Source organism: Polaromonas sp., from assembly GCF_036676035.1.
Classification (GTDB): Bacteria; Pseudomonadota; Gammaproteobacteria; order Burkholderiales; family Burkholderiaceae_C; genus Polaromonas.
Genome location: NZ_JAKFDR010000093.1, coordinates 25,232 through 45,130 on the forward strand (window position 1 = coordinate 25,232; position 19,899 = coordinate 45,130).

The 19,899-nt window shown below is 62.7% G+C and carries 15 protein-coding genes; 6 read left to right on the forward strand and 9 right to left on the reverse strand.

The annotated features are described in order from the left end of the window. The first annotated feature begins 99 nt into the window (after positions 1–99). Complete coding sequence (locus V6M61_RS13545) at positions 100–702, forward strand: TetR/AcrR family transcriptional regulator (protein WP_332777099.1); 603 nt, start codon at positions 100–102, stop codon at positions 700–702. A gap of 163 nt (positions 703–865) precedes the next feature. Here the strand turns inward: V6M61_RS13545 and V6M61_RS13550 are convergent, their stop codons facing one another. Together V6M61_RS13550 and uvrA are read right to left on the reverse strand one after the other, a co-directional pair. Continuing rightward, complete coding sequence (locus V6M61_RS13550; RefSeq protein WP_332777100.1) at positions 866–1,840, reverse strand: tripartite tricarboxylate transporter substrate binding protein; 975 nt, start codon at positions 1,838–1,840, stop codon at positions 866–868. A gap of 219 nt (positions 1,841–2,059) precedes the next feature. Then, the gene (gene uvrA, locus V6M61_RS13555) at positions 2,060–8,155 is read right to left on the reverse strand and encodes an excinuclease ABC subunit UvrA (protein WP_332777101.1); all 6,096 of its coding nucleotides are present in this window, start codon (positions 8,153–8,155) and stop codon (positions 2,060–2,062) included. A 185-nt stretch (positions 8,156–8,340) separates the two neighbouring features. Here uvrA and V6M61_RS13560 point away from each other — a divergent pair, with 185 nt between their 5' ends. Then, positions 8,341–9,465 carry an ABC transporter substrate-binding protein gene (locus tag V6M61_RS13560; protein ID WP_442957779.1) on the forward strand — a complete coding sequence of 375 codons (1,125 nt, stop codon included), beginning with the start codon at positions 8,341–8,343 and terminating at the stop codon, positions 9,463–9,465. Between the two features lie 31 nt (positions 9,466–9,496). Here V6M61_RS13560 and V6M61_RS13565 read toward each other — a convergent pair whose 3' ends face one another. The 3 genes from V6M61_RS13565 to V6M61_RS13575 form a co-directional block, all read right to left on the reverse strand. Further along, positions 9,497–9,952, reverse strand: coding sequence for a hypothetical protein (locus V6M61_RS13565; RefSeq protein ID WP_332777102.1), 456 nt, complete (start codon positions 9,950–9,952; stop codon positions 9,497–9,499). Positions 9,953–10,138: 186 nt separating this feature from the next. Then, on the reverse strand, positions 10,139–10,306 hold the full coding sequence (locus V6M61_RS13570) for a hypothetical protein (protein WP_332777103.1): 168 nt from the start codon (positions 10,304–10,306) through the stop codon (positions 10,139–10,141). A 111-nt stretch (positions 10,307–10,417) separates the two neighbouring features. Next, positions 10,418–12,076: an MFS transporter gene (locus V6M61_RS13575; protein ID WP_332777104.1), complete on the reverse strand. Its 1,659-nt coding sequence runs from the start codon at positions 12,074–12,076 to the stop codon at positions 10,418–10,420. 284 nt (positions 12,077–12,360) lie between these two features. Between V6M61_RS13575 and V6M61_RS13580 the strand changes: the two genes are divergently transcribed. After that, entirely contained in the window at positions 12,361–12,858 is a 498-nt protein-coding gene (locus V6M61_RS13580; protein WP_332777105.1) for a hypothetical protein, read from the forward strand. Positions 12,859–12,933: 75 nt separating this feature from the next. Here V6M61_RS13580 and V6M61_RS13585 read toward each other — a convergent pair whose 3' ends face one another. From V6M61_RS13585 to V6M61_RS13600, 4 genes are all read right to left on the reverse strand, one after another. Beyond that, positions 12,934–15,048: a sodium:solute symporter family protein gene (locus tag V6M61_RS13585; RefSeq protein WP_332777106.1), complete on the reverse strand. Its 2,115-nt coding sequence runs from the start codon at positions 15,046–15,048 to the stop codon at positions 12,934–12,936. Next, positions 15,045–15,305, reverse strand: coding sequence for a DUF4212 domain-containing protein (locus tag V6M61_RS13590; RefSeq protein ID WP_332777107.1), 261 nt, complete (start codon positions 15,303–15,305; stop codon positions 15,045–15,047). The genes V6M61_RS13585 and V6M61_RS13590 overlap by 4 nt, the downstream gene beginning before the upstream one ends. A 111-nt stretch (positions 15,306–15,416) precedes the next feature. Further along, entirely contained in the window at positions 15,417–16,022 is a 606-nt protein-coding gene (locus V6M61_RS13595) for a tetratricopeptide repeat protein (protein WP_332777108.1), read from the reverse strand. Next, the gene (locus V6M61_RS13600; RefSeq protein WP_332777109.1) at positions 16,019–16,315 is read right to left on the reverse strand and encodes a hypothetical protein; all 297 of its coding nucleotides are present in this window, start codon (positions 16,313–16,315) and stop codon (positions 16,019–16,021) included. The genes V6M61_RS13595 and V6M61_RS13600 overlap by 4 nt, the downstream gene beginning before the upstream one ends. A 221-nt stretch (positions 16,316–16,536) precedes the next feature. On the opposite strand from V6M61_RS13600, the gene V6M61_RS13605 reads away from it, so the two are divergent. From V6M61_RS13605 to V6M61_RS13615, 3 genes are read left to right on the forward strand one after another with little or no spacing between them, the layout of a single operon-like run. Beyond that, complete coding sequence (locus V6M61_RS13605) at positions 16,537–16,734, forward strand: hypothetical protein (RefSeq protein ID WP_332777110.1); 198 nt, start codon at positions 16,537–16,539, stop codon at positions 16,732–16,734. After that, entirely contained in the window at positions 16,734–19,520 is a 2,787-nt protein-coding gene (locus V6M61_RS13610; protein WP_332777111.1) for a sensor histidine kinase, read from the forward strand. Before V6M61_RS13605 ends, V6M61_RS13610 begins: the two co-directional genes overlap by 1 nt. Further along, entirely contained in the window at positions 19,517–19,894 is a 378-nt protein-coding gene (locus tag V6M61_RS13615) for a response regulator transcription factor (protein ID WP_332777112.1), read from the forward strand. Before V6M61_RS13610 ends, V6M61_RS13615 begins: the two co-directional genes overlap by 4 nt. The last annotated feature ends 5 nt before the right edge of the window (positions 19,895–19,899 follow it).

Sequence of the window (19,899 nt, forward strand, 5' to 3'; positions counted from 1 at the left end):
AACGCTCGACTTTCTTAAAGCAAATTTATTTGCGTTTGCGAATTCTACGCCCAGTTTTAAATTAACGCAAATATCGTTGCTTTAAGCTAGAATCAGCGCATGAATACCCCCACGACATCCCAGGCCAAACGCCCCGGCGGCCGCAGCGCGCAGGTGCAGTCCGTGGTGCGCAAGGCGCTGGAAGAATTGATTGCCCAGGAAGGCCGCGACAAGGTCACCGTGCCGGCCGTGGCCGAGCGTGCCGGTGTCAGCGCCTCCAGCATTTACCGGCGCTGGGGCGACGTGAACGGCCTGCTGGGCGAAACCGCGACCGAGCGGCTGGACCCGAACCGCCCGCTGCCCGAGACGGGCAACCTGAAAGCTGAACTCGCGGCCTGGGCCCGGGGGCTGATCACCCACCTCAACAAGCCCGGCAACACCTCGATGCTGAAGGCGGCGGCCGCGCTGGCCGGATCGGAAGAGACCAACTGCCTGAAAAACCGCCGCGCCGAAGCCACCGTGCTGGTGAACCGGGCACAGGCGCGCGGCGACGCCACACCCAGCGTGCAGCAGGTGCTGGACCACATGATGGCCCCCCTCATTTACCGCCTGATTTTTGGCGCCGGCGTGGAGCCGGCCCTGGCCGACCAGCTCGCCGACGAGCTGTTTGTGCTGGTACACCCTGTCGGTAAAACCGAAAAACCAACACCCCGTTCATCCTGAGCCTGTCGAAGGATGTCCATGCCCACGCATGGCTTCGACAAGCTCAGCCCGAACGGTTGTGTTTGATCCAGCAGGGGCCGCGGAACCGGCTTAGCCGGGCCGCAGGCGCCGTCCCCTGCAAGGGGAAAAGGGGCTACACGCAGTGAGCCCCGATAGGGGTGTGCTATTTCCCCAGCCCCAGTTTCTCCACCAGCGCCTTCTCGCGCAAAAAAGTTTCCTGCGCAAACTTGCTGTAGCCGGCCGAGCTCATGTACATGGGCACCATGTCATAGCGCGCCAGTGCGGTCTTGTAGCTGTCCTGCTCCATCGCCTGCTTGAAGGCATCGTGCAGGCGCTTGACGACGGCGGGCGGCGTGCCGCGCGGCGCGCCGATGCCGAAGGGTGAGTTCTGCACCAGGTCCAGGCCCAGCTCCTTGAGCGTGGGCGCATCCGGGAACTTGGCCAGGCGCTGCTCGCCCCAGGTGTTGAGCACGCGCAGCTTGCCGGCCTCGACCAGCGGCGCAAAGCCGGTGGAATCGGCCGCCGCCATGACGTGGCCGCCGACGATGGCCTGGGCCAGATCGGCGCTGCCCTTGTACGGCACATGCACCAGTTGCAGGCCGAGCTTTTGCGCGATCAGCTCCATCGTGAGGTGCGGGCTGGTCAGCGTGCCAGTCGAGCCGTAAGTCAGCTTGCCGGGATTGGCCTTGGCCCAGCCGACAAAATGCGTCCAGCTTTTGAGCGGTGAGTCAGCCGGCACCACCACGCCGAAAGCGTAGCCGGTGACATTGAGCACATAGGCGATGTCCTTGACCGGGTCCCAGTTGATCTTGGTCGTGTAAGGCAGGCGAAACACGCCCAGCGGAATCTGCGCGATGGTGTAGCCGTCGGGCGCCGAGGTTTGCAGCTGCTGGGCCGGCAAGGTGCCGCCGGCGCCGGGCTTGTTTTCCACAATCACCGGCTGGCCCAGCACCTTGCCGGCGCTGTCGGCCAGCGAGCGCATGGTGATGTCGGTCGGCCCACCCGCCGGGAAGGCGATGATGAGCTTGATCGGTTTGACCGGAAACCCCGGGGCCTGGGCCAGCGCGGAGCTCAAGGCCCCCAGGGTGGGCGCGGCCAGCGTGGCGGCGGCTGTTTGCAGTAGATGACGGCGTTGCATGAGGGTAGGTCTCCGTGGTGGATCAGTTGCTGACCGTCGATAGGTGAGCAGCCAGCTGACCCATCATGCGGCGCCAGCACACCCGACGCATCAGGGCAACACCTGAAAGCCTGTCTCCGGGGCGTCAGGCTTGCTTGCAGACCTTTTATCAATGATTTCGGCCTCCAGCCCTTTCAACACCTGCGTAAACAGCTATTAATTCAATAGCAAAAGCCATCCTCAAACCCGCGCCAGCACGCTTTGCAGCGCCTTTCCGGTGTGCGTCCCCAGCCGCACCACCTCCTCCGGCGGCGCCGACGCGACGACCCGACCGCCCGCGTTGCCGCCATCCGGCCCCAGGTCAATCACCCAGTCGGCTTCGGCGATCACGTCCAGGTCGTGCTCGATCACCACCACGCTGTGGCCGCCATTGACCAGCCGGTGCAGCACATGGATGAGCTTTTCCACATCGGCCATGTGCAGGCCCACCGTCGGCTCGTCCAGCACGTACAGGGTGTGCGGCGCTTTCTGGCCGCGGCGCGTGATGTCGTCGCGCACCTTGGACAGCTCCGTCACCAGCTTGATGCGCTGCGCTTCGCCGCCCGAGAGCGTCGGTGACGGCTGGCCCAGCGTGAGGTAGCCCAGGCCCACGTCCTTGAGCAGCTGCAGCGGGTGGCTGATGTTGGGCATGGAGGCAAAGAACTCGACGGCTTCATCGACTTCCATGCGCAGCACATCGCCAATGTTTTTGCCGCGCCAGGTCACCGCCTGCGTCTCGGGGTTGAAGCGCGCGCCGTGGCAGGTCTCGCACAGCACTTTCACATCGGGCAGAAAGCTCATGCCAATGGTCCGCACGCCCGCGCCCTCGCAGGTCGGGCAGCGGCCTTCGCCAGTGTTGAACGAAAACCGCCCGGCCCCGTAGCCGCGCGCACGCGCTTCCAGCGTCTCGGCAAACAGCTTGCGGATGGTGTCCCAGAAGCCGATGTAGGTCGCCGGACAGCTGCGCGGGGTCTTGCCGATCGGCGTCTGGTCGACTTCGAGCACGCGGTCAACGGCCTGGTAGCCGTCAATACCGCCGCAGCCGGTCCACGCCGGGCGCTTGCCGGCCTCGTCGGCATCGCGCCCGGCCTTGGTCGAGCGCTGCATCACACCCGCGTGAACATTGGTCAGCAGCACATCGCGCGCCAGCGTGGACTTGCCCGAGCCGGAGACACCCGTCACGGCCACCAGCCGGTACAGCGGCAGGTCGATGGATACGTTCTTCAGGTTGTGCAGGTCGGCATTGGCCACGTTGAGCCAGGAGGTGAATTTGCTGGCTGCAGCGGGTGCGGCGTTGTGCTGCGCACTGGCGCTTGCTGCGGCCGCTTTCAATGCAGCGGCTTTCAGCGCGGCCTGCTTTTGTTTGCTCAGGGGCTTGGCAGGGGAGCCCTCACCCCCGCCCTCTCCCAGAGGGAGAGGGAGAGGGAGAGGGAGCAAGCCCGTTTCGCTCCCTCGCCCCTCTGGGGAGAGGGCTGGGGTGAGGGGCCGCTCCGTTTCGCGGCGCGCATGCAGCGGATGGATCAGCGGGTGTGCGAGGTAGCGCCCCGTCAGCGACTCGGGCACGGCCGAGAGTTGCGCGGCCGTGCCCTGCGCCACCAGCCGCCCGCCGCGCTTGCCGGCGCCGGGGCCGATGTCGATGATGTTGTCGGCGCGGCGTATGGTGTCTTCGTCATGCTCGACCACCACCAGCGTGTTGCCACGGTCGCTGAGCTTGCCCAGGGCGCTCAGCAAAATCTGGTTGTCGCGCGGATGCAGCCCAATGGTGGGCTCGTCGAGCACGTAGCACACGCCCTGCAGGTTGGAGCCCAGCTGCGCGGCCAAGCGGATGCGCTGCGCTTCGCCGCCCGACAGCGTGGGCGCGCCACGGTCCAGCGTGAGGTAGCCCAGGCCCACGTCCTCCAGAAACTCCAGCCGGCTCTTGATCTCGGGAATCAGGTCGCGCGCGATGCCGGCTTCGCGCCCGGTGAGCGACAGCGTCTGGACCCAGCGGCGCACGTCGGTCACGCTCAGGCGTGCGACCTCGGCAATGCCCACCCCGGAAAATTTGACGGCACGGGCCTGCGCGTTGAGGCGCGTGCCTTCGCAGCTCGGGCATGCCGCGTCCACCACATCGTCGGCCTCGGGTTCGGCAAAGCTCTGTTCGCGGCCCTTGTTGTCGTCGCCCTGCACCGAGTCGTCAAACACCTTGCGCTGCTCTTTGGTGAGCTTGACGCCCGTGCCCACGCAGTCGGGGCACCAGCCGTGCTTGCTGTTGTAGCTGAACAGGCGCGGGTCCAGCTCGGGGTAGCTGGTGCTGCAGACCGGGCAGGCGCGCTTGGTGGACGAGGCTTCCAGCCGGCCTATGCCCTTGGTCGGCGTGCCGGCCAGCATGGCGCCACGCAGGCCGTCCAGCGGCGCCAGCACATGCACCACCCCTTTGCCGTGCTCCAGCGCCGTGGCCAGCGCCTGGCGCAAGGCGGCCTCGTTGTCCGGCGTCACATGAATGTCGGCAACCGGCAGCTCGACCGTGTGCTCCTTGAAGCGGTCGATGCGCGGGAAGCCGGTGGTGGGCAAAAATTCGCCGTCAACCCGCAGGTGCGTGTGGCCGCGCGGGCGGGCCCAGTCGGCCAGCTCGGTGTACACCCCCTTGCGGTTGATCACCAGCGGCGCCAGCAGGCCAATGTGCTGGCCCCGATAGGCTTTGAGCAGCTGTGCAGCAATGCTCTCGGGGCTTTGTGGCATCACCGCCGCGCCGTCCTTGGTGCAGTGCTGCACGCCGAGCTTGACGTAGAGCAGACGCAGAAAATGCCAGACCTCGGTGGTGGTGCCCACCGTGGACTTGCGGCCGCCGCGCGACAGGCGCTGCTCGATCGCCACCGTCGGCGGGATGCCGTACACCGCATCGACCTCGGGCCGTCCGGCCGGCTGCACGATGCTGCGTGCGTAAGCGTTCAGGGACTCCAGGTAGCGCCGCTGGCCTTCGTTGAACAGGATGTCAAAGGCCAGCGTGGACTTGCCGGAGCCCGACACGCCGGTGACCACATTGAACTTGCCGCGCGGGATGTCGACCGACAGGCTTTTGAGGTTGTGCTCTTTCGCATTGACGATCTGGATCAGGTTGGCGAACTGCGGCCGGGTCGCCCACGCCTTGGGCCGGGCTTCTTCCACGCCATGCACCTGACCCATGGCCTGCTCGTACTCGCGCAAGGCCTGGGCGGTGTGCGAGGTGGCGTGCTGGCGCACCTCTTCGGGCGTGCCCTGGGCCACCAGCAGGCCGCCGGCCTCGCCACCTTCGGGGCCGAGGTCGATCAGCCAGTCAGCGGATCGGATCACGTCGAGGTTGTGCTCGATCACGATCAGGGAGTGCCCCGCTTCCAGCAGCTTGCGCAGCGCGCGCATGAGCTTGGCGATGTCGTCAAAGTGCAGGCCGGTGGTCGGCTCGTCGAACAGGAACAGGGTGCCACGGCTGGCATGTTTGAGGGCCAGAGGCTGCCTGCTCACGCTGGCTTTGCCGGTCTTGCCGGCATCGGCCAGAAAGCCGGCGAGCTTGAGCCGCTGGGCCTCGCCGCCGGAGAGCGTGGGCACGGGCTGGCCGAGCTTGACGTACTCCAGACCCACGTCCACGATGGGCTGCAGCACGCGCAGCACTTCACGGTCCTGCGCAAACAGTTTCGTCGCCTCGCTGACCGTGAGCTCCAGCACGTCGGACACATTCAGCACGCGCGGCCGGGTCTCGCCCAGGGCCTGCCTTTCAATCGTCACCTCCAGAATCTCGGGCCGGTAGCGCTTGCCATCGCAGTCCGGGCAGCGCAGGTACACATCGCTCAGAAACTGCATCTCCACATGCTCGAAGCCGGAGCCGCCGCAGGTCGGGCAACGCCCGTCCCCGCTGTTGAAGCTGAACTTGGAGGCGGTGTAGCTGCGCTGCCTGGCCAGGGGCGCCTGGGCAAACAGCTCGCGCACGGCGTCCCAGGCCCCCACATAGCTGGCCGGGTTGGAACGCGCGGTTTTGCCGATCGGCGACTGGTCGACGAACACCACATCGGTCAGGTGGTCGGCGCCCATCAGCCGGTCATGCGCGCCCGGGGTTTCCGTGGCCTTGCCAAACTGGCGCAGCAGGGCGGGCGCCAGAATGTCCTGCATCAAGGTGGATTTGCCCGAGCCGCTGACGCCGGTGACACACACCAGCCGCTGCAGGGGAAACTCCACCGTCAGGTTTTTCAGGTTGTGGTCGCGGGCGCCTTCCAGGATCAGGCGTGGCGTGTTGTCCGTCACCGCGCGCTTGAAGCCCATGCCAACCTGCTTGCGCGAACCCAGGTAGGCGCCGGTCAGGGTATCGGCGTGCTTGAGGTCTTCGGGCGTGCCGTCAAACACGATCTGCCCGCCCCGCTCGCCCGGCCCCGGGCCCATGTCAATCATGCGGTCAGCCGCCAGCATCACGGCCGGGTCGTGCTCCACCACCACCAGCGTGTTGCCGGCATCGCGCAGCCGGTGCATGGCCTGGGTGATGCGGTTCATGTCGCGCGGGTGCAGTCCGATCGAGGGTTCATCGAGCACAAACAGCGTGTTGACCAACGAGGTGCCCAGCGCGGTGGTCAGGTTGATGCGCTGCACTTCACCGCCGGACAGCGTGCGGCTCTGGCGGTCCAGCGTGAGGTAGCCAATGCCCACGTCGCACAGGTATTTGATGCGGGTGGAGATTTCTTCGTAAAGAAGTTTCAGCGCTTGTGCCTCGCCCTGTCTGGCCCCTTCCCCCGCTGGGGGAAGGTTGGGAGGGGGGCTTTCGGCGCGCCCCCACCCCTGCCCGCCTCCAAAAGGGGAGGGAGTAAAGCCAATACCGTCAAAGAACATTTTTAACTTGTCAATCGGCAGCCGCATCAGGTCATGCACGGACAGCCCGGGCAGGGCTTCCAACTGCGCACGGCTCCATTGCACGCCGACCGGCATGAAACGCTGGCCGGGCGGCAGCACCGCGTCGGCGGCCTCTTTGGAGCCCAGACGCCAGAGCAGCGCTTCGGCTTTCAGCCGCGCACCATCACAGGTTTCGCAGGTGGTGTAGCTACGGTACTTGGACAGCAGCACCCGGATGTGCATTTTGTAGGCCTTGCTTTCCAGGTACTCGAAGAAACGCTTGATGCCAAACCAGTGCTGGTTCCACTTGCCGTTCCAGCTCGGTGAACCATTGATGACCCAGCCCTGCTGCTCGGCCGTGAGCTTGTACCAGGGCGTGTCGCGCGGTATGCCCGCCGCTTCCGCGTGGCGCATCAGGTCGTCCTGGGCCTCCTGCCAGGCCGGTGTTTGCATGACCTTGATCGCCCCCGCGCGAAGGGTGAGCTTGTCGTTGGGAATCACCAGCCCGTAATCGACGCCGATCACGCGGCCAAAGCCGCGGCAGGTTTCACAGGCCCCCATGGCGGAGTTGAAGGAAAACAGCGAAGGCGTGGGCTCGGCGTAGCGCAGGTTGCTGTCCGGGCAATGCAAGCCGGTGGAAAAGCGCCACATCTCGTCGGGCTGCTTATTGTTAGCCCCCACGCTTTTCACTTCGTGTAATGCGCTGCCCCCCGAGGGGGCTGGCTCGGCTTGGGGCGGCCCTGCGCTGTCGCCGCCTGCGTCGCGCTGGACATAAACGTTGACGCGCCCGCCACCGTGTTTGAGCGTGACTTCAATGGCTTCGATCACGCGGGCCTTTTCAGCGCTGTGCAGGCGAAACCGGTCGGCCACCACATCCAACAGCTTTCTCGGACCCGTGGGCGTGGCAACTTCGCGCTCGGCATGCACCCGCGTGAAGCCGCTGGCCGACAGCCACTGAGTCACCTCATCGGCGCTGGTATTGGCCGGCAGCTCAACGGGAAAGGTCATGACGACCCGTGGATCATCCTGTCCAGTACGCGCCATCAGTTCTGCGTAGATGGATTCCGGCGAGTCATGGCGCACCGGCTGTGCCGTCTTCTTGTCAAACAGCTGCGCCGCACGGGCGTAGAGAAGTTTCAGGTGGTCGTTAAGTTCCGTCATGGTGCCCACGGTAGAGCGGGAGCTGCGCACCGGGTTGGTCTGGTCAATCGCGATGGCGGGCGGCACGCCCTCGACCTTGTCCACCGCCGGCTTGTCCATGCGGTCGAGAAACTGGCGCGCGTAGGCCGAGAAGGTTTCAACGTAGCGGCGCTGGCCTTCGGCAAACAGGGTGTCAAACACCAGCGACGATTTCCCGGAACCGCTGGGGCCGGTCACCACCGTCATTTCGCCGGTGCGGATGTCCAGATCGAGGTTTTTAAGGTTGTGCTGACGCGCGCCGCGGATGCGGATGGTTCCCTGGGACATGGGTTGGGTCTTTCCTGGTGAGGTCAAACATTCTAGACAGGGAGTGCGGCTGAGCGCAGCGTGTGGTCATAAGCATTCATTTGTGCACTTATCATGGTTTCCCAGTACGCAGCTCCCACACTGTTATGCTTCACCGGGGTGCATAGACTGATGCCTTTTTAATGAGACAGACAATGAGACAAGCAATGAAACAACTGAAGAAGCCATTGAATTTGTGGTGCGGCGCACTGATGCTGGCCGCTTTGAGTGCCACCAGCCATGCCCAGATCCTGATCGGACAAACCGCCGGATTCACCGGCCCCGTAGGTGCCGGCGTGAAGGAAACCACCGAAGGCGCCAAGCTCTACATCGACGCCATCAACGGCAAGGGCGGTGTCAACGGACAAAAGATCGAGCTGATTTCACTGGATGACAAGTTCGACCCCAAGCTGGCGGCCGACAACGCGCGCAAGCTGATTGAAGAACAGAACGTAACCGCGATGTTCCTGACCCGCGGCACACCACATACCGAGTCCATGATTCCGCTGCTGGACAAGCACGGCGTGCCCCTTGTTGGCCCGTCCACCGGCGCGATGGTGCTGCACCAGCCGGTGCGCAAACATGTCTTCAACGTCAGGGCGACCTACCAGCGCGAGGCTGAAAAAGCCATCTCGCACCTGCACTCCATGGGCATCACCCGGATCGCCATTGTGTACGCGGATGACAGCTTCGGAGCCGATGGCGTGGCAGGGGCGCAAAAAGGCTTGTCCGCGGCCAAGCTGCAGCCCGTTGTTCTGGAAAAGTTCAACCGCGCCAAGCCTGATTTCGGCCCCATCGCCCCCAAGATTTACCAGAGCAACGCGCAGGCGGTGATGATGGTGGCGTCGGGCGCCGCAGTCGTTGACGGCATCAAGGCCTTCCGGGCAGCCGGCTCCGCGGCGCAGATCGTGACGCTCTCCAACAATGCTTCAGGCGGGTTCATCAAAAGCCTGGGCGACCAGGGGCGCGGCGTGATCGTCACGCAGGTGTTCCCTTATGAGCGCTCCATCGCTTTCCCCATGGTCAAGGAGGCTCAGGAGCTGGCCAAGGCCAAGGGCCAGAATGAAGTCAGCCCGGCCATGCTGGAAGGTTTTGCGGCGGCCAAGGTACTGGTGGAAGGCCTGCGCCGTGCGGGCGCGAAACCGAGCCGCGAGAAGGTCCAGGCGGCGCTCGAAAACATCCGCAAGCTGGACATTGGCGGCCTGGAAGTCAGCTACACCCCGGAAGATCACACGGGGCTGGATTTTGCCGACTTGTCCATCATTGGTACGGACGGAAGATTCAAGCGCTGATGCCCGCCAGGCTGCGGCCATCAGGCGGCGCTCAGTAGTACAGGGCGCGTTCCAGTTCCCTGAACTTCTCGTCGCCGACAGCTTCCTTGATTTTGGGCGCCAGCTCCTTGAGCTTGGGTAAATCCGTGGCGGCCTCAACCGCAAGATTGAGCCGGAAGCCACGCAAACCCAGATCGGCGGTCAGCCGCGTGGCGATCGGATAAGCGCGTGAATAATGCTCCTGCGCATTCAGGGTCGGCGTTCCGTCAGCGTTTTGCGCGGGGGCTGGCGCAGCAACGGGGGCCGCGGCTGTCGCGGCCAGCAAGCCCAGCGTCACCAGGTGATTCAAATCATCCTGGCTGACGCCCAGCCCTGCGGTTGCCTTCAACACGTCATCCGCACTGCGCTTGCCATCAAACATGATGAAAGCCGAGCGCTGACGAGGTGTCAGGGGAATCGACCGGTCGTGCAAAGCGGCTTGCCCCAACTCTGTTTTTATGTAAATCATCGGCTTGTCTCCAATAGGTACGCCACGCCCCGGCGGCGACTTGCGGCAATTAAATTGTTGTCACGACGATGTTATAAATTTTATGGTCGCCTCGGTTCAATTTAACTTATTTTCGAGCCGTGTACCAGTTCGGGGTGACCCTCAATGAGATCGACGCAGCCATCGCCACGGCGGGCTGCAGCCCATTCACACGGTCGCTGACAGGCCGGTCTGCGCCTTCATGGCCACCCCCGTGGGTGTGTGCATTTTGGCCGCACCGTGCTTTTCTCCACTCATGTCAATATCGCCGCCCTTGCTCAACACCAAAAGCGCAAGACCAGCAAACACGATAAAGCCCACCACAATTTTCCACATGTCATTTCTCCAAAAAACAGGCCCTCGCAAATGGGGAGGGCCTGCAGGTTTTCAATCAAGGCCGGCACGATCTTGTCATCGTGCCGGCCTCTGGCTTTTACTTGAAAAGAATCAGTCCTTGGCGTAAATGTCAACGTCTTTCGTTTCCCTGATGAACAGCGTGCCAATCACCACCGTGGCAGCCGCGATGATGATCGGGTACCACAAGCCGTTGTACATGTTGCCGGTCTGCGCGACGATGGCAAACGCCGTCGTGGGCAACAGGCCGCCGAACCAGCCGTTGCCGATGTGGTAGGGCAGGCTCATGGACGTGTAGCGGATGCGGGTGGGGAACAGCTCAACCAGCATGGCGGCAATCGGGCCGTACACCATGGTCACCAGGACCACGAGGTAAAACAGGATGGCCGTGACCATGACCTTGTCAATCTTGGCGGGGTCTGCCTTGCTGGGGTAGCCGGCGGCCTTGAGTGCCTCAGCCACGCCTTTCTTGAACTCACCGTCCTTTTTCTTGGCCTCATCAGCGCTCAGGCCTTTGGCGGTGTAGCCGGTGATCACGGTTTCGCCAATCTTGATGGTGGCAGGCGTACCGGATGCAGCGACTGCGTTCTCATAGCTCACCGAAGCCCCCGCCAACACCTGCTTGGCAATGTCGCACGAGCTGGTGAACTTGGCGGTGCCGGTCGGATTGAACTGGAACGAGCACTCCTTGGGATCAGCCGTCACGATGACCTGGTTCTTGGCTTGCGCAGCAGCCAGATCGGGGTTGGCGGCTTTGGTCAGGGCGGTGAACACCGGGAAATACGTTAAGGCCGCCAGCAGGCAACCGGCCATGATGATGGGCTTGCGGCCGATCTTGTCAGACAGGGCGCCGAAGACGATGAAGAACGGTGTGCCCAGAACCAGGGAGAAGGCCACCAGGATGTTGGCCGTCGAGCCATCCACCTTGAGCGCTTGCGTCAGGAAGAACAGCGCGTAGAACTGACCGGAATACCAGACCACGGCCTGGCCTGCGGTCAAACCGATCAGGGCCAGAATCACGATCTTCAGGTTTTTCCACTGGCCGAATGACTCGGACAGCGGCGCTTTGGAGGTCTTGCCTTCGGCCTTCATTTTCTGGAAGGCGGGGGACTCGTTCATGGAGAGGCGGATGTACACCGACACGGCCAGCAACAGAATGGAGACGACGAACGGAACGCGCCAGGCCCAGTCAGCAAACGCCGCTTCGCCAACAATGGTGCGGGTACCGAGAATCACCATCAGCGACAGGAACAGGCCCAGCGTGGCCGTGGTCTGGATCCAGGAGGTGTAAGCGCCACGCTTGCCGTGCGGCGCGTGTTCGGCCACGTACACGGCGGCGCCACCATATTCACCACCCAGCGCCAGCCCCTGCAGCATGCGCAAGGCAATCAGGATGACCGGTGCGGCGACGCCGATGGAGGCGTAGCTGGGCAGCAAGCCCACGATGAACGTGGACAGACCCATGATCACGATGGTGACCAAGAAGGTGTATTTGCGACCAATCATGTCGCCCAGGCGCCCGAACACCAGCGCACCGAAGGGGCGCACGATGAAACCGGCTGCAAACGCGAGCAAGGCGAAGATGAAGGCGGAGCCGGCATCCAGGGCGCTGAAGAATTGCTTTGCAATGATGGGGGCCAAAGAACCGTACAGGTAGAAGTCGTACCACTCGAATACGGTGCCCAGCGATGAGGCGAAGATCACTTTCTTCTGCTCACCTGTCATGGGTCTGTTGTCGACTGCTGTTGACATGATGCTTGTCTCCATAATAGTTGGGCCTCCAACATGGAAGCTGGAGACGATTATTTTGGACAGGCCTGACCCAGCTCTGACGCGAAACCAACAGGAGCTTGCGTGAAACTTATGCGTGGCTGACAAGTCGAGGGAAAACCCCAACACCCTGCACCAAGCCCAGGCAGCTCCCAATTTATTTCCAACAAGAAGTCGGCATGGATAGAATGCAGCAAGAGCAGGATGCCCGCGTTCTCGCAGTCGCTGATCGGGCCATTCCTGCGATTTTGAGGAGGCAGTCACTCATGTCCGAACTCCAGGCCAGCACCGTTTTGCGCAAGACCGAAGCCGGCATCAACGGCATCAAACAAAGAGATCCGCTGCTGACTCCAAAGCTGCGCATGTTGTTGATTGTGGTGGACGGTGCGAAGTCCGTCGCAGAGTTGCTCAAACCTTTGCCCAACCCGGAGGAAGCCAGGCAGATGCTGGCGCAGTTGCTGGACGCAGGATTTGCCTCCATCGTCGACGCGCCCAAACCTGCCCCCCAGCCGACGCCGGCACCGACCCAAGCCGCCAAGCCCAAAGACAATGAACCGGATGCCACCCTGACGGCGGCGATGCGGCGTGCAACACACTTGCTGGACAATCTGCTCGGACCGGATTCGGAAAGCCTCTGCCTGCAGATCGAGCGCTGCACCTCCAGCGCGCAACTCAATGCCAAGATCATTGAAATCTCGCGCATCATCGCGGCCATGCGCTCAGAGAAAAAAGCCGCGGAGTTCTTGCTCGCCGCCACCTCCTAACCTGCTCAGTCCCGGCGAGAAGACCCGTAAAAAAACCCCGCCTTAGCGGGGTTTTTGATTCACCTGCGACCGCGTTCAGTGGCCGGCACCGGCAGCGGCAACCTTGCCATCCAGGCTGGGGTAGCGCACATGCTCCACCAGTTCCTGAACTTCCTTGCCCGGAGCCTTGGTCAGCAGCGACACAATGATGATCACTGCAAAGCCCAGCGGCACGCCAAACAGGCCAGCCGAGATCGGGGCAATGTCCCACCAGGTATTGGCCTTGAGGATTTCAGGCGTGAGGGCGGCCCCACTGTGGGTGAGCTTGTAAAGCCAGGGCTGAGTCGTCATCATGTAGTAGAAGGTGATGCCCAAGCCAGCCACCATGCCCAGCGAGGCCCCCCACTTGTTGGCACGCTTCCAGAAGATGCCCAGCGTCAGCGCCGGGAAGAAAGTCGCCGCCGCGAACGAGAAGGCCGCCGACACCAGGAACAGGATGTCCGCTGGTTTCTGGGCCGCCACATAGGCCGCCAACAGCGCCACCACCAGCAACAGCATCTTGGACACCATCACACGACGTGCAGTGGACGCATTCGGGTCCAGTATCTTGTAGTACAGGTCGTGCGACAGCGCGTTGGCAATCGTCAGCAGCAGGCCATCGGCCGTGGAGAGCGCCGCAGCCAGACCGCCCGCCGCCACCAGGCCCGACACCACGTAGGGCAGCCCGCCAATTTCAGGCGTGGCCAGCACAATGATGTCACCCCCGATGGCTATCTCGGCCAACTGCAGGATGCCGTCCTTGTTGATGTCCGCCACCGAGAGCAGGCTCTTGTCCACCAGGCTCCAGCGCGCAATCCAGGCCGGCAACTGGTCAAAGGGCGTGCCCACCAGCACCGTGTAGACCTCGAACTTGGCCAGCACCGCCAGCGCGGGCGCCGTGAAGTACAACAGGAAAATGAAGAACAGCGACCAGCTCACCGATTCGCGCGCCTCCTTCACCGAAGGCGTGGTGTAGTAGCGCATCAGAATGTGGGGCAAGGCCGCTGTTCCAACCATCAGACAGAACACCAGCGCCAGGAAGTTCTTGCGCGCCACGTCGCTGGCGGCCTCATCCTTGCCGGGGAAGGGTGTGGCGTGACGCAGTGGCGGGGCGGAACGCGCGGCATTGCCGACGCGGGCCGCCGTGTAGGCAGTCTTGGCGGCGACTTCGTCCTTGGGCAGCGCCGCCAGGGCGGCTTCAGCGGCCTTGATGTCGGCCACAGCGCCGTTCGCAGCTTTCAGGTCGTCCAGCTTCTTCTGTGCTGCAGCCTTGTCGGCAGCCATGGCGGCAGGCACGTCCTTGAGCTTGGCACTGGCCTCATCGGCGCGGGCGCTAAAGATGTTGCGCACTTCGATCTCTTTGGGGTCCTTGATCAGAACCTCTTCCTTGGCCGTCACCTTCTCCAGCGTGTAGCCATAGACCGCCTGCGGAATCGGCACGCCGGTGTGCTTGACCGAGAGCCAGATCACCGGGAGCAGATAGGCAATGATCAGAATCACGTACTGGGCTACCTGGGTCCAGGTCACGGCCCGCATGCCGCCCAGGAACGAGCACACCAGAATGCCGCCCAGCCCGGCAAAAATGCCGACCTCAAAAGCCAGCCCGGTCAGACGCGTGGTGATCAAGCCCACGCCGTAGACCTGCGCCACCACGTAGGTGAAGGAGCACAGAATGGCACCAAAAACACCAATGATTCGGGGCAGGTTGCCTTCAAAGCGGGCGCCCAGAAAGTCAGGGATCGTGAACTGGCCAAACTTTCGCAGGTAAGGCGCCAGGAACAGCGCCACCAGGCAATATCCTCCCGTCCATCCCGTGATGAAGGCCAGGCCGCCAAAGCCGGTCAGGTACAGCGTGCCGGCCATGCCGATGAAGGAGGCCGCCGACATCCAGTCCGCGCCTGTGGCCATGCCGTTGTACATGGCGGGCACGCGGCGTCCGGCCACATAGTATTCAGCCGCATCACTGGTGCGGCTCATGACCCCAATGCCGGCATACAGCAGCACCGTCCCGGCAAGGAAAAAGTAGCCGATCCAGGCCCTGGACAAACCCATCTGCTCGAGCGCGGCGAGCAGCAGCACGAAGCCGATGAAGCCGCCGGTGTAAAAGCCATAGACCTTGTTCAGGCCTTTCTTGAATGCGTTCTGCGTCTGTTTTTCGTTGCCAAACATCATTCTTCCCCTTCGGCTACGCCGTATTCGTTGTCAAGGGCGTTCATGTGCCGCGCGTAGTACCAGATGATCAGGCAGTACACCACCAGGGCGCCCTGCGCGGCGACCCAGAATGAAAATGGCCAGCCAAAAAATTTGAAGGTCAACTCCTTGGAAAAAAACGGTAAGACGAAGGTCACCAAGAACCAGATGCCCAACAGGATGCTGGTTATCCGAAGGTTCTTGCGCCAGTACTCCTGGTGTTTTTCTGATAGCTGCATTGCTTGCTCCTCATTGATATGAATAACCATTCCGAACAAGCTCTGGCTCACCCCGCCAGCCCCCATTGAAATGGGCCACTACCTACTACCTACCACCCACCACTAACCAACTCACACCGGGCGCAAGCCGGTTTCGCGCTCCAGCTGGGCCGCCACCTTGGGCTCGAATCCCTTCAGGTGCCGGATCACCGCCCTGGCCTCTTCGGGCTGCTGCAAGTCCACATGCACCCGCGCCATCTGGTACCAGCCAAACGGGCTCATGGGTTGCAATTTGGCATTGCGCTTGAATACCACCAGCGCTTCTGGCAAACGCCCCTGGCGCACCAGCACGATCCCCAGGCCATACCAGGCCCGGTCCATCTTTTCTTCCAGCGCAATGGCCGATCGAAAGCCCTGCTCGGCCTCGTCCAGCCGCCCGAGCAGCTCCGCCACGAACGCCAGGTTGAAATGAGCATTCGATGCCCGTGAATTGAGCTCAAGCGCCTGCTCAAAGTAGCGGTGCGCAAGCTCATGCTCCCCGCGTTGCAGGGCGGCATAGCCCAGGCTGTTGAGGGCATGCAGGTCTTGCGGCGAGCGCCGCAGAATGTCCTGGAACACCTCAAGGGCGCGCGCCTGCAGGCCAAGCAGCAACAAAACCTTGGCTTTCCAGCCCAGCACAAAACGCTCTAAGCGCCCCAACGCTGGCACGCGGGACGAACCACCCTGAACCGAATTCATTGGCATGCTGCGGCCCCCGCCTGAAAACACAGATCAATCTTGAGCTTGACCACCACCACCCAGGCAATCAGCAACCAGCTGGCGGCGGCCAAGGGGATGTGCTGGTCCAGGATGAGCTTGGGGCTCACGCGCCGGGTGAGCCACAGCGCGGGCCTGGCTGCGATGTCGAGCAGTTGCCAGAACACGTTGGTGCTGCGCTTGGCGCCGGCCAGCAGCCCCAGGATGAAGCGCGCCACGATGAACATGAGCGACAACTCAATCAGGCTTTTTGCGATCACGACTGTCAACAACATAAAGCTTTATTCTTTCTTACAGATTCTTGTCTCAGATCGCAATCTGAGGCCGTGTCCTGACCAGATTCTGACGCCGCGCTGAATGCAAACTTACAAAGTAGGTATTTACCATGGCGCACCGTTTTGCGATGCGAGAGGAGAGCCAGTATGCGCTCTGCCCTAGGGAATGTCCTAATCCCGCCAAAGCCTACAATGCGCCGAGAACTTGAGGAGACACGGCCATGCATTACTCCGACATCACGGGTCAGCGTCTGGTTGCCATCGTTCTGCTGGGTTGCGTGCTGTTCAATTACCCGGTGCTCTCCCTCTTCAGCAAGCCCGGCGCATTGTTCGGCATTCCGCTCCTGTACTTCTACATCTTCGCGGTGTGGGCCTTGCTCATTGGCCTGATGGCCTACGTGAGTGAACGGCGCGAGTGATGCTGCAAGGCTGGGTCATCATCAGCGTGTCCTTTGCCTACCTGGGCGTTCTGTTTGCCATTGCCTATTACGGCGACAAGCGCGCCGACGCGGGGCGCTCCATCATCGCCAATCCGGCCATCTACGCCCTGTCACTGGCCGTCTACTGCACCACCTGGACCTTCTACGGCAGTGTCGGACGCGCCGCATCGGCGGGCATTGGCTTCCTTCCCATCTACCTGGGCCCCACACTGATCGCGGGTCTTTGGTGGTTTGTGATGCTCAAGATCATTCGCATCAGCAAGGCCAACCACATCACCTCGATTGCCGACTTCGTGGCCTCGCGCTACGGCAAGAGCCAGCTGCTGGGCGGGATGGTGACCGTGATTGCCGTGATCGGCGTTGTTCCCTACATCTCGCTGCAGCTGAAGGCTGTCTCCAACAGCTTCACGATCCTTCTGCACTACCCTGACATCGTCATGCCCACCAAAGCCACCGCCCAGGCCCTGTGGCAGGACAGCGCGCTGTACATCGCCATGATCCTGGCCGCCTTCACCGTATTGTTTGGCACGCGGCACCTGGATGCCACCGAGCGGCATGAAGGCATGGTGGCAGCGATTGCGTTTGAATCGGTGGTCAAGCTGCTGGCGTTCCTGGCTGTGGGTCTGTTCGTGACCTTTGGCATCTTCGACGGCATGGGCGACATCTTTCAGCGCGCCGAGCTGGTGCCCAAACTCAAGGCGCTCATGACCGTGGCCGACACCGGCAGCGGCAGCGGCTATGGCAGCTGGTGGTCGCTGACCATTCTCTCCATGCTCTCGGTCATGCTGCTGCCCCGGCAGTTCCAGATCACCGTGGTGGAAAACGTCAATGAGCAGCACCTGCGCAAGGCGGTCTGGCTGTTCCCGCTGTACCTCTTGCTGATCAACATCTTCGTGCTGCCGATTGCCCTGGCCGGCATGCTGCACTTCCCGGCAGGCCATGTGGATGCCGACACCTTCGTGCTGACCCTGCCCATGGCCCAGCGGCACGAAGCACTGACCCTGTTCGTCTTCATCGGCGGCCTCTCGGCCGCCACCGGCATGGTGATTGTGGAAACGATTGCGCTGTCCACCATGATCTGCAACGACCTGGTGATGCCCCTGGCCCTGCGCATGAAGGCCTTGCGCCTGAACGAGCGGCAGGACCTCTCCGGTTTGCTGCTGGGCATACGCCGCTGGGCGATCGTGGCCATCCTGCTGCTGGGCTACATCTACTTCCGCGCCGCGGGCGAGGCCTACGCCCTGGTGGGCATCGGGCTGATCTCGTTCGCTGCGGTGGCCCAGTTTGCGCCCGCCATTTTTGGCGGCATCTACTGGAAAGGCGGCACGCGCCACGGCGCCATGGCCGGGCTGCTGGGTGGCTTCGCGGTGTGGGGCTACACCCTGCTGCTGCCTTCATTCGCCAAATCGGGCTGGTTGCCATCGTCCTTTCTGAACGAGGGTCTGTTCGGACTGGAACTGCTGCGGCCCCAGCAACTGTTCGGCCTGTCCGGACTGGACGAGATTTCGCACAGCCTGTTCTGGAGCCTGTTGGCCAACATCGGTTTCTACCTGGGCGTGTCTTTGGCGGGCCGGGCGACGGTGGAGGAAACCAGGCAGGCCACGGCCTTTGTGGATGTGTTTCGTCATACCGTCAGCCTTGCGGGCGGTTCGCGCCTGTGGCGCGGCAGCGCCCAGGTGCAGGACCTGCTGCCGCTGATTGGCCGCTTCCTCGGGCCGGTGCGTGCGCAGGAAGCCTTCCTGAGCTATGCGCGGGCACGCGGCCTGTCATCCGTCGCGCAATTGAAGGCCGACGCGGACCTGGTGCATTACGCCGAGACACTGCTGGCCGGCGCCCTGGGCAGCGCTTCCGCGCGGGCCATGGTGGCCTCGGTGGTGCAGGAGGAACCGCTGGGCATTGACGAGGTGATGAACATCCTCGATGAGGCCTCCCAGGTGCGCGCCTACTCCAGGGAGCTCGAACTCAAGTCGCAGGAGCTCGAAGCCGCCACCGCCGAGTTGCGGGCCGCCAATGAACGCATGAAAGAGCTCGACCGCATGAAGGATGACTTCATGTCCACCGTGACCCATGAGCTGCGCACGCCCCTCACCTCCATTCGCGCATTCTCGGAAATCCTGCTGGATGACCCCAGGATAGGCCTGGACGAGCGCAAGAAGTTCCTGGGCATCATCGTCAAGGAAGCCGAGCGCCTGACCCGATTGATCAATCAGGTGCTGGACATGGCCAAGATCGAATCGGGCAATGCCGAATGGCACACGTCGGAACTGGACTTGCGCGAAGTGATCGAGGAATCGGTGGCGGCCACCTACTCGACCTTCAACGACCGGCATGTGACACTGACACAAGACCTGGCATCCCACACACCCCGCATTCTGGCCGACCGCGACCGCCTGATCCAGGTGATGCTCAACCTGCTGTCCAATGCGGTCAAGTTCTGCGATCCGACCCGGGGCCGGATACACGTCTCATTGCGCCAGGAGCCCGGCGGTCTGCGCGTGGACGTTCGGGACAACGGCAGCGGCATCAGTGCCGCCAATCAAAAAATCATTTTTGAGCGCTTTCGCCAGGTGGGCAATACCATGACCGACAAGCCCCAGGGAAGCGGGCTGGGACTGCCCATCAGCCGGCACATCATCGAACGTTTTGGGGGGCGGCTGTGGGTGCAAAGCGAACCTGGCAGCGGGGCCACATTCTCGTTTACACTGCCCTTCAAAGAGGGCACCAGGGCCGCCGCGCCTCAACAGCCAGATTGGACCGACTCATGAGCAAACGCATCCTGATTGCGGACGACGAACCCAACATCGTGGTGTCGCTCGAGTTTCTGATGAAACGCGAAGGGTTTGATGTCCAGGTGGCCGTGGACGGAGAGGCGGCGTTGCAGGCCATCGCCGCGCAGCTGCCGGACCTGATCCTGCTCGACATCATGCTGCCCAGGAAGGACGGGTTTGAGGTGTGCCAGCAAATCCGCGCCAACCCCCAGTGGCAATCGCTCAAGGTGGTGATGCTCACCGCCAAAGGGCGCGACACCGAGGTCAGCAAGGGCCTCGCACTCGGCGCGGACGCCTACATGACCAAACCCTTTTCCACCAAGGACCTGGTTGCGCAGGTGCGTCAACTGCTCGGACTGCCGGCGCAATAGCCGTC